A 10,291-nucleotide genomic window follows, 5' to 3' on the forward strand; every position below is an offset into this window, starting at 1 on the left:
TTTCGTACGCCGTCGGCTTCTACAAGAGTTAGCCTGTTTAAACCATGCTCATTATAATGGAATTCATGAAATGGACGGAAAATTTGAAGCAGACGGCCCTGCGCTATTGTCACGTACCCAAAGCGGCCGTTTCGCGCTATGAACCGCTGCTAGAAGAGCTGCGGCATCCGCTGCAGGAAAATACGCATTTTCGCTTTATCTTTCGCGTTTTTGATCTCGAACGCAATGGAGATTCGATCTCTGTAGATCAGGGGCGAATCGTCCTGAGCGGCCGTATGGCTCAGAGTCTGCTTGCACACTGCGAGAAAGTTCTGATTCTCGGGGCAACGCTTTCTGGCGATTTTGACCGGCAGCTTTCTCAATTTGAAGTACAGAACAGTGCGAAAGCTCTGGTTTTTGACGCACTTGGAAGCGCTTTGATCGACGAAGAACTCGACGCCTGCACAAAAGAGCTGCAGCAGAAGCTTCCTGGCTGGTATTTCAGCGATCGCTTTTCGTGCGGATACGGCGATCTGCCGCTTTCTTTACAAAGCGATCTGGCTGAACTCTTAAAGCTTGCACAGACGATTGGCGTACACGTTCTGCCTTCCCGCATGATGGTTCCGACCAAATCCGTTACCGCATTCATCGGGCTGAGCCGCACGCCCCTTCCTGCAAAAATCCGCGGCTGCGCGTACTGCCCGCTTCGCCCAGACTGCAAATACCTTAAAGGAGGACTTCGCTGCTATGAAAACTGAAACGACATCTCCCGATTACCAAAATACAGACACTTCCAATCGCTTTCTGACTCTGTTTGAACCGGACCGACTGATCGTATTGGACGGTGCCATGGGAACAATGATCCAGAAAGCCGGGCTGCCTTTGCTTCGTCATCCCGAGCGAAACAACGTTCTGTTCCCCGAAGTGATTGAAGGCATTCACCGCCAGTATATCGAAGCCGGCGCGAATGTGATTTACGCCAATACGTTTGGCGCTTCCCCGGATCGATTCCAGGACGAACCGGAATCGTATGAAGTCATCATTCAGCAGGCCGTGGCGCTCGCCCGAAATGCCGCTGCAGGAACCTCCTCCAAAGTCGCGCTCGATCTTGGTCCGCTTGGCATTTTGATGGAACCGATGGGCAGCGTCACCTTTGACGAAGCCTATGCGCAGTTTACGGCGATGGTCAAAGCCGGCGCAAGTGCCGGCGCGGATCTGATTGTCATTGAAACGATGAGCGATTTAGCCGAAGCCAGAGCTGCCCTGCTGGCCGCAAAAGAAAACAGTTCGCTGCCCGTTGCGGTCACGATGACGTTTGAACAGAGCGGCCGGACCTTTTCCGGCACCAGCATCGAATGTGCCGCCATTACCCTGCAGTCCCTGGGGGCGGATGCGATCGGTCTGAACTGTTCCCTCGGTCCGGATCAGCTGGTCGATCTGGTCAAGAGGCTTCATGACGTGACCAGCCTGCCCATTTTGTGCAAGCCCAATGCCGGTCTGCCCGATCCGATCAGCGGACACTACCATCTTTCGGACGAAGACTTTGTTCGCTTTGTCCGAAAAATCGTCGAAGCCGGTGCGGTAGCCATCGGCGGCTGCTGTGGGACGACCCCCAGCACCATTTCCCGGCTTTCAAAAGCCTTGAAAAACCACCCGCTGCGGCCAGCCGGAAAGCGGCTGGACGCCATCTGTTCGGATCGTCTGTTCACTTTGTGTGACGGGATTCAGGTCGTTGGCGAGCGCATTAACCCGACGGGGAAAAAGCGCATGCAGAAGGCGCTGCGCGAGGAAGATTTTGATTTCATCGCCCGCCTCGCCATTGAACAGAAAGAAGCCGGCGCAAACATTCTGGATGTGAATGTCGGCGCGCCGGATGTGGACGAAGTTCGCCTGATGCCGCTGGTCATTCGTACGATTCAAAGCGTCTGCGATCTGCCCCTGCTTCTGGACTCTTCCAATCCGAAAGCGCTTGAAGCCGGACTGCGCCAGGCGTCGGGCCGATGCGCCGTCAATTCGGTAAACGGTTCGCAAAAAAGCATGGATTCCATTTTCCCGCTCGCCCAGAAATACGGCACGCCAGTCGTTGCCCTCTGTCTGGATGATGCCGGAATTCCCGACAGTACAAAAGGCCGTCTGGAAATTGCCCGTCGCCTGGAACAGGAAGCCGCCAAATACGGCATTGCCCACGGCGATCTGTGGTTTGACGCGCTGACGCTGACCGTCAGCGCTCAGCAGGATCAGGCAAAATGCAGTCTGGAAACAATCGAAAAACTGAACAAAGAACCCGATACGCGAACGATCCTTGGTGTTTCCAACATTTCCTTCGGTCTTCCCTGCCGGCCGATTCTGACCCAGGCATTTTTGAGCGCCGCGCTGCAGTGCGGTCTGAACTTTGCGATCATCAACCCGTCTCTGGAACCGCTGATGGATACGATTGCGGCGTTCAAAGTCCTTCGCCAGATCGATGACGGCTGCCGCGGCTACATCGAACGTTTTGCGCAAAGGCAGTTTCTCGAAACGCAGAAACCGGCAGCGACATCCGCTGCGGCGTCGATTCAAACTTCGAGCCCAGTAAATCCGTCGGCCGAATCCGCTTTGACAAGCGGCGCGAATGCTGCACCGCTGTCTGGCGGCTGTGATTCCCGCGCCCGTCTGATGGATGCCATTTATAAAGGTCTTTCCGGCGAGGCAGCCGAGGCCGCTAAAGACCTTCTGCGCGAAGGCGAAGACGAAATCGAACTCACGTCTGAACTGCTCATTCCGTGTCTCGATCGTGTCGGTACGGATTATGAAAAAGGCGTTCTGTATCTGCCGTCCCTGCTCCAGTCGGCCAATGCCGCGCAGGCGGTTTTTGAAGTGATCGCCCAGTCGCTCGAAGCGTCCGGCAAAAACCGGGAATCGCGCGGTGAAATCGTTCTGGCTACCGTGCAGGGCGATATCCATGACATTGGAAAGAACATCGTCAAGACGCTGCTGGAAAACTATGGCTTTACCGTCATCGATCTGGGCCGCGATGTCTCCCCGCAAGCCGTATTGGATGCGGTCGTTTCACGAAACATTCGTCTGGTCGGTCTTTCCGCTTTGATGACGACTACGCTCAAAGCGATGGAAGAGACCATCGCCCTTCTTCACACGCTCGACAATCCGCCCAGAATCATGGTCGGCGGCGCGGTTCTGACCGAAGAAGCCGCGAAAAACATAAAGGCCGACTGGTACGCGCCCGATGCGAGAGCTTCGGTTCAGATTGCGGAAACCTTTTTTGAAAAGGAAAATCGAGAATCCGACAAAAAGGAGACATCCGCACATGACTGATCCCCAGCCTTCAAAATTCGCGAAAGACGTTGTCTATCCCGTGCTGTTTGACGGCGCCTACGGGACGTACTATGCTGCGAAAACACAGAATCCCGCCGATCAGGTCGATCAGGCACTTCTGGGCGATCCTGCCTGCATCGAAGCCATTCACCTTGAATACCTGCAGGGTGGCGCCAGCGCGATCAAGACGTGTACCTTTTCCGTTCCTGGCCTGTATACCCAAAATCCCGATCTGACGGCGCATCTGATTCATCAGGCTGTACAGACCGCAAACGCGGCGATCGAAAAATCCGGACGCAGCGATGTTTTGCTGTTCGCGGATCTTGGTCCGGTTTCGAAACAGGAAAATCCTCGTCTGGTGTTTGAACCGCTTGCCCGTCTCTTTCTGGACGAGGGGGTAACGAACTTTCTGCTGGAAACCCAGCCGGATTTTCGCGAGATGGAAGACATTTCGCAAGCGATTCGCGATCTCTGTCCGGCTTCACGCATTGCGATCAGTTTTGCGGCTGGTCCGGACGGACTCAGTCCGAACGGCTGTTCCGCAAGGATGCTTCTGGAAAAAGCCGATCAGGCACCCGCCATCGACTGGATTGGTCTGAACTGTCTTTGCGGACCGTCTCACATGCTTCGGCTGCTGCAGGATCTGCCGGACTATTCCAAGCCGATGCTCGTCATGCCCAATGCCGGCTATCCGTTTGTGACCAGCCGACGCACCATTTACAGCGGAACGCCGGACTATTTTGCCCGGACCATGCAGGCGATGCAGGAAGAAGGAGCTCGGATTCTTGGCGGATGCTGCGGAACGACCCCAGACCACATTGCGGCACTCAAAGCCGTGCTCGATGCGGACTGCGCCCTCCAGAAAACGGATTCTGCGGCCAAATCGCCGGAAGATTCGAGAGGATCGGTGCAGCGCCGCCGGCATCCCGACCGGCTGGATCTCAATTTGCGAAACGGACGCAAATCGATTCTGGTCGAACTCGATCCGCCCACCAACGATCATATCGTCCCGTTTTTAGAAGATACGGTTCGCCTGAAACAGGCGGGCATCGACATGCTTACGATCGCGGACAATCCGATTGGACGGCCGCGTGCGGACTCCTCCCTGCTCGCCTGCAAAATTCATCGCGAAACCGGACTGGACGTTCTTCCCCATATGACGTGCCGGGATCGCAACCTCAACGCCATCAAAGCTCTGCTTCTGGGGCTTTCGATGGAAGACGTGCATCAGGTGCTTCTCGTCACTGGCGATCCGCTGCCCAGAGAAAGCCGGGATGAAGTCAAAGCGGTGTTCTCGTTCAATTCCCGTACGCTCGCTTCGTATGTCCAGACACTCGAAGACGAAGGGCTCTGCCAGCCGTTTCATAAACTGGCCGCGCTCGATCTGAACGCCCGAAATTTTGACGTCCAGCTCGGCATCGCCAAAGAAAAGGAAGCTGCCGGCATTGAAGGCTTTCTGACACAGCCCATCTTTTCCCGTCGGGCCATTGAAAATCTTCAAACCGCCCGCGCACAGCTTCATGGCACGATTTACGCCGGGCTGATGCCGATCGTCAGCCATCGCAATGCCCTCTTTTTGAAAAACGAAATTACCGGCATGGATATTCCCGATGAGCTGGCCGCTTTATATGAAAATAAGGACCGGGAGGAATGCGAAGCCATTTCTCTGCGCGTCTGCCAGGATTTAGCCCGACAGGCGGCCAAATTCTGCGACGGGTTTTATCTGATGACGCCCTTTCGACGCGTCTCGCTGATCCTCTCGCTCATTGAAGCGCTCGAACCGCTGCTTACAGAATAAACAGCAGGAAAGCCCTCAGGCGTATGTTGGAGAACCGACAGAACGCCTGCAGAACTTTCCTGCTGTTTTTGGATTGCGCCAGATTCCTGATTCTTGCGTTTTTTCTTCTTTTTCCTGCTCGCTGCTAAAGTTTTTGCAGCTTCTCTGGAACAAGAGCCCTTTTTGCTCCCTTTTCGAAGCCGTCCGATATCTTTTTTGTCCTTTTTTTCAAAGAAATAATCGAAAAAGAAAAATATCCAAATTTATGCAAGGATTCTCTCATCTTAATCGTGTTTGAAGTAAAGGAGGTTCTCTTGTATGAAACCTGTTCAATCTGTTCTCACACTCTGTCTGCTTTCCCTTGTGGCCATCGGCTGCGCTTCGCCGTCTTCTCCGTCTTCAGCCGCAAAGAGCGACGGCTCGTCCATGAGCGCTTCGCAAAGCCAGACGACAGCCAAAAAGGAAAGCACGAAAAAAGATGCAAAGAAAAACTCGAAGAAAGACGCTTCCGATCAAAAGAAAAACGACAGCGCATCTTCAGCTCCTTCCGTACAGGAAGCGAGCAAACAGCCCGCTGCGGATCCGGTCGCTGACTACGACGTCGACACCGTTCTGGCTCAGGGCGCTTCGCTGATCGGTCAGCGCATCTCGGTCATCGGCAATCTGCCGCAGGCGGCGATGCCGGATGGAAACGGCGGCTACGCCACATACATCCTGTCCGATAACGGCAGCGCTCTGCGATTTACGGGCTGCGTGAACTTCGGTTCCTGCAAAGCACGACTTACCGGAACGCTGCAGGCACTCAACGGCGAGTACGTCCTCAATGCCGATTCGGCCGAACAGCTTTCGGCTTCCGGCGTGAATGCGCTCCCGTATTCGGCACCCGTAGAAGAAAATACGAATACGGTATATGATGTCGAGACGGTTCTCGCCAACGCGCCTTCGCTGCTCGATCAGTACATCGAAGTGAGCGGCAATCTTGGCCAGAACGCCCCGCGTGACGAGCAGGGACGTCCGATTCTCTGGCTGACCTCCAATTCCAGAAGCCAGCTCCGTTTTGACGGAAACATCCCCATCGGCGGCTGCCCCGCCATTCTTGGCGGAACACTGACCCAGGACGACCGCGGGTATGTTCTGCAGCTCGAAAGCTATCAGACCATCTAGAATTCTCTGGCCGCCCATTTTAGACAGGAGTACGTATGCACGATCAACCGCCCAGGCAGGCGAAACTGAAAACCGATGAAGAAATTGAGTCTGCAGTAGAAGAGTGCGGCGATGGCATGTATCGTCTGGCGCTGAGCTACTGCGATTGTGCTCAGGCGCAGGATATTGTGCAGGAAGCCTTCCTTCGCTACATGCGCTCGGATCAGGCGTTTCACGATGGAGACCACCGCAAAGCGTGGCTGTACCGGGTGGTGATCAATCTGTGCAAGGACTACCATCGCAGCTGGTGGCAGAAGATGCGCACCGACTATCCGCGAAACGATCCGGCACCCGCTAATGAAGAAAACAATGAAATTCTCGATCTGGTCCGCTCGCTTCCATCCAAAGAAGCCAGTGTCCTCTACCTTCACTATTACGAATCCCTTTCTGCCGATCAGATCGCGCAGATTCTGAACTGCCGCCCGGGAACGGTCTATTCCCTGCTCTCCCGCGGTCGAGGGCATTTAAAAGTCATCCTGTCCAGGGAGCATGGAAAGGAGGATTTGCATGACAGAAGAAGATAAGTATCTGGAAGAATATCGCAGCACGATGAAAAAGGCCGTTCTCTCTTCTAAACAGAAGCAGGACCTGATTTCTGCAATTAAGGAAGAGCAGACCAGAATAAGGGGGAGCCAGACGCAGGAACGCGAAAATCAAAAACGCCCGTCCTTCTTTAATCGAACCTGGAAGCCGGTACTGGCTTCGGGACTGGCTCTGGCTATGATTCTTCTGCTTACCTTGACTTCCTTTCCCAACTCGAATCGATGGGTACTGCCCACTCCATCCGCCAGTCCCAATCCGGACGTTCGCACAGCCGATCTGACGCCGCTGCCCAATCCCGCTTCCGGTGAAACTCCCGTTCTGAATGCGGGCGGTCTGGGCACGGCTGGATGGTACGAACAGACCGTAAATCCAGCCGCCAGCGAGGCATGGCCAGAAACGCTTCCGGTGTATCGCTGGCATGAGGCCATAGAGCAGCGGCGCCTGAACCCAGACGATCAGGAAAGCATGCTCGAAAAGCTGGAACCCTTTGCCAAAGCGCTGCAGATCGACGCGCAATGGACAATTGGCGATATCGATCCGTATTTGATGAATTCCTCCATCTGGGCTGATACGCCCTGGGGACGTCTGGATCTGGTGGGCAGCGATCAGGGAGAACTGTTCGTCAACGGAGCGATTTCCTTCTCGGCGTCATCCCTCGACGAAGCAAAAGCCCAGATCGAACAGATCGTTCAAAGCTATTCCGCTCTTTTCCCAATCGAAAATCCGGTCATTGAATCGATTCCCGTCCGTACGACGGAACCGCAGACGACGTACACCTTCATTGTGTATGCCAGAGAAAAAGCGGAAGGCGATCGGCTTTCCACAAGCGAAGCCCGACCCATTACGATTTATGCAAACAAGGGAGGCGTACAGGCCATTGTCTACCCGCTCGATACCGCCGACTGGGAAGCGGACTATCCGGTTTTAAGTCTGGAGGAAGCCATTCGGGCATTTGAAACGCCCGCAGGCTATGAAGCGCCGCAAAGCGATCGCATCTGGCGGATCTGGAAAAGCGATGCAACGGGTACCTGGCTGATGCCGTACTATCGTTTCTATGTAAAGAGCCAGACGTACGACGGCTATGAAGCCTTTGATCTTTGCGCGATTCAGCCCGAATATTTGAAACAGGCCGAAAAATGACAAAACGGTCCGGATGAACCTCTTCGAATTCGAAGACGGTTTTCCTCCGGACCGTTTTTCTTTTGTCCATGTCGGGTCAGCGCCCGCAGGATACAGGCAGACCGACAAGGCATAAAAAAAGCTTCCTTGCGGAAGCGAATTTTCAAATGGTGAGGTCGATGCGACTTGAACGCACACGAGCTAAGCTCACTACCCCCTCAAAGTAGCGTGTCTGCCATTCCACCACGACCTCAGGCTTGAATACTTTAACACAGTTCTTTAAACGTGTCAATTTCTTTTTGAAACTGACTGACGATTTGAAGGTTTTTTGATCGCCGCGTTCATCGAACATGTGTAATCATACTCCTCCTGAAACGAAATGCAACCCTTTTTAAAAAATTTATAAAATTTCCCAGATGCGGTGAATTGAAGGGTGAATTGAAGGCAGGATCAGAGAGAAACGAAGCCTCGAGATGAAAGCCAGGGACCAGCGAAAATGCGCATGTGCCGTTCGAAACGGTTCCGAAAGAAAATGCCGGTCTCTCTTCTTCCCCGCTTTCAAACGGATGGCGAACACAGCGTTCTCTGCGCAAAAAAAGTCCCCGAATTGCTTCAGGGACCAAATGTCTTGAATGAACTGGATTACTCCGTAAATTTGTCGTAGAAGGCCATTTTCTCGAGTGCAGACGTATCCGCAATCGGGTTGTCTTCCAGACGCAGGGCCTGCAGCAGAGGCAGATCCTTGAGCGGGCTGACATCGCTGATGTAGTTGGCTTTCAGCGTCAGCTGGCGCAGGAACTTCAGGTTGGAAAGCGGTGAGAGATCGCGGATCATGTTGTGATCGAGACGCAGATACGAAATGAACGTCAGATCAGCCAGCGGGCGCAGATCGGAGATGTTGTTGTTGTAAAGGTCGACATCGCACAGTTCGCTCAGACCTTCCAGCGGAGACAGGTCGGAAATATTGTTGTTTTCGAGCGAAAGGATTTTCAGATTGTGCATGTCTCGCAGGCACTCGATGCTGCGGATCTGGTTTCTTCCCACGTTCAGATCCACCAGTTCGGTATCGTCGCGCAGACAGTCGATGCTTGTGATGCGGTTGGTGAACAGATCGAGGACTTCGAGTTCCTTGGCTTTCGCGAGGAAATCGACATGATCGAGCAGACAGAACTCGGCATGGAGCACTTTGAGGTGTTCGACATTCGTAAATTCGTCGACGTGCTCGAGTTCATTTTTGGACAGGTTGAGAACCTGGAGTTCCTTAATATGATTCAGCTCGCGCATATCCGTAAAGCCGGTCTGTTCCATGGAAAGCACGCGCAGATGTTTCAGCTTGGCCAGGAAAGAAAAGTCATTTGGATTGTTGTAGTCGAGGTTGAGAATTTCCAGCGACGGGAAATCCTTCAGCGGATCGTAGTCTTTCAAATACGGGTTATTGGAAACATCGAGTTTCTTGAGGTGTTCCATCGCCGAGAGCGAAGAAATATCCGATACCAGGTTGGTGGACAGATTCAGTTCTTCAATGTGGCGAAGGAAAGACAGATCTTCAATATAGTAGCGGCGCATGCCCGACATATCGAGACGGACAAGTTCCGGAAGCATGCCCAGAACCGAATAGTTGAACGGTCCGTTTTCGGTATTGATCCGGATTTCCTTGAGGTGCTTGCAGCTTTCTACATAATCGAGCGAGTCGATTTTGGCTCGTCTCAGATTGAGGATTTCCAGGTTGATCATGCTTCCAACCGCGGAAATATCCATAACGTACAGATTATTACGGGACAGGTTGAGTCGTTTGATCTGGTAATGGGCGTTAAGCGGTTCAATGTCACGCAGCCGGTTTCCGCACAGATTGACGTCCACCAGGCTCGACAGAGGACGAAGCGCTTCAATGCTCGTCAGTGCATTGTTGGACAGATTGATCTTTTCGAGATTTTCGGCATACTGCAGACCTTCGATCGTATCAATATCGCGATCGGAGGCGTCGAGCGAAATCAGTTCCTTAAGATCTTCTTTCTGCAGCGTCTCGGGGGTTTTGTGGAGAGTGCCGGCAATCACTTCCGCTAAAGCTTCATTGCGAATAAACATGTTTTTCCCTCCAATTCGATGGCTTGATTTCCTTTATTATACATGATCCACCACACGGGATGATTTCAATCCGGGCGATTTAGCATTTCCCAGCAGCCGTACAGAAGGCCCTTGCATTGCCCCTTTTCCAATCTTCTTTTCTGCGCAGAAAAACTGTTCCTGAAAGACTGGTTTTTTCTTATTTCCCCGTTTTTACCCGTTCTGATTTTTCCGTCCTGAAACCAATGCTGTTCACTTAAGCTTCACAAGTGAGCAGTGCCTTGCCTTTCTAGT

General features: G+C 53.2%; 7 protein-coding genes and 1 tRNA gene. 6 read left to right on the forward strand and 2 right to left on the reverse strand.

The features are described from left to right. Positions 1-65: 65 nt before the first annotated feature. The 6 genes from Q2J39_RS05980 (at position 66) to Q2J39_RS06005 (ending at position 7,954) form a co-directional block, all read left to right on the forward strand. Positions 66-737, forward strand: a complete 672-nt coding sequence (locus Q2J39_RS05980; RefSeq protein WP_230266727.1) for a hypothetical protein — start codon at positions 66-68, stop codon at positions 735-737. After that, positions 727-3,291: a homocysteine S-methyltransferase family protein gene (locus Q2J39_RS05985; RefSeq protein WP_288339432.1), complete on the forward strand. Its 2,565-nt coding sequence runs from the start codon at positions 727-729 to the stop codon at positions 3,289-3,291. Before Q2J39_RS05980 ends, Q2J39_RS05985 begins: the two co-directional genes overlap by 11 nt. Continuing rightward, positions 3,284-5,089: a bifunctional homocysteine S-methyltransferase/methylenetetrahydrofolate reductase gene (locus tag Q2J39_RS05990; protein ID WP_288339434.1), complete on the forward strand. Its 1,806-nt coding sequence runs from the start codon at positions 3,284-3,286 to the stop codon at positions 5,087-5,089. The genes Q2J39_RS05985 and Q2J39_RS05990 overlap by 8 nt, the downstream gene beginning before the upstream one ends. Before the next feature lie 297 nt (positions 5,090-5,386). Beyond that, positions 5,387-6,232 carry a hypothetical protein gene (locus Q2J39_RS05995; protein WP_288339436.1) on the forward strand — a complete coding sequence of 282 codons (846 nt, stop codon included), beginning with the start codon at positions 5,387-5,389 and terminating at the stop codon, positions 6,230-6,232. A gap of 35 nt (positions 6,233-6,267) precedes the next feature. Then, positions 6,268-6,795 (forward strand): RNA polymerase sigma factor, encoded by a 528-nt coding sequence (locus Q2J39_RS06000; protein ID WP_230266731.1) that lies wholly within the window; start codon positions 6,268-6,270, stop codon positions 6,793-6,795. Next, positions 6,779-7,954 (forward strand): hypothetical protein, encoded by a 1,176-nt coding sequence (locus Q2J39_RS06005; RefSeq protein ID WP_288339439.1) that lies wholly within the window; start codon positions 6,779-6,781, stop codon positions 7,952-7,954. Before Q2J39_RS06000 ends, Q2J39_RS06005 begins: the two co-directional genes overlap by 17 nt. 147 nt (positions 7,955-8,101) lie before the next feature. On the opposite strand, the gene Q2J39_RS06010 is transcribed toward Q2J39_RS06005, so the two are convergent. Both Q2J39_RS06010 and Q2J39_RS06015 read right to left on the reverse strand, forming a co-directional pair. After that, positions 8,102-8,186: transfer RNA gene (locus tag Q2J39_RS06010), tRNA-Leu, on the reverse strand. Between the two features lie 389 nt (positions 8,187-8,575). After that, the gene (locus Q2J39_RS06015; RefSeq protein WP_230266733.1) at positions 8,576-10,018 is read right to left on the reverse strand and encodes a leucine-rich repeat domain-containing protein; all 1,443 of its coding nucleotides are present in this window, start codon (positions 10,016-10,018) and stop codon (positions 8,576-8,578) included. Positions 10,019-10,291 lie beyond the last annotated feature (273 nt).

Origin of the sequence: uncultured Allobaculum sp. (assembly GCF_948576815.1) — a bacterium.
Lineage (GTDB): Bacteria > Bacillota_I > Bacilli_A > Erysipelotrichales > Erysipelotrichaceae > Allobaculum > Allobaculum fili.

Excerpts from the sequence above, each read along its gene's own strand:
- Q2J39_RS05980 (WP_230266727.1), top strand. The coding sequence starts at position 66 with ATGAAATGGACGGAAAATTTGAAGCAGACGGCCCTGCGCTATTGTCAC.
- Q2J39_RS05985 (WP_288339432.1), top strand. The coding sequence starts at position 727 with ATGAAAACTGAAACGACATCTCCCGATTACCAAAATACAGACACTTCC.
- Q2J39_RS05990 (WP_288339434.1), top strand. The coding sequence starts at position 3,284 with ATGACTGATCCCCAGCCTTCAAAATTCGCGAAAGACGTTGTCTATCCC.
- Q2J39_RS05995 (WP_288339436.1), top strand. The coding sequence starts at position 5,387 with ATGAAACCTGTTCAATCTGTTCTCACACTCTGTCTGCTTTCCCTTGTG.
- Q2J39_RS06000 (WP_230266731.1), top strand. The coding sequence starts at position 6,268 with ATGCACGATCAACCGCCCAGGCAGGCGAAACTGAAAACCGATGAAGAA.
- Q2J39_RS06005 (WP_288339439.1), top strand. The coding sequence starts at position 6,779 with ATGACAGAAGAAGATAAGTATCTGGAAGAATATCGCAGCACGATGAAA.
- Q2J39_RS06015 (WP_230266733.1), bottom strand. The coding sequence starts at position 10,018 with ATGTTTATTCGCAATGAAGCTTTAGCGGAAGTGATTGCCGGCACTCTC.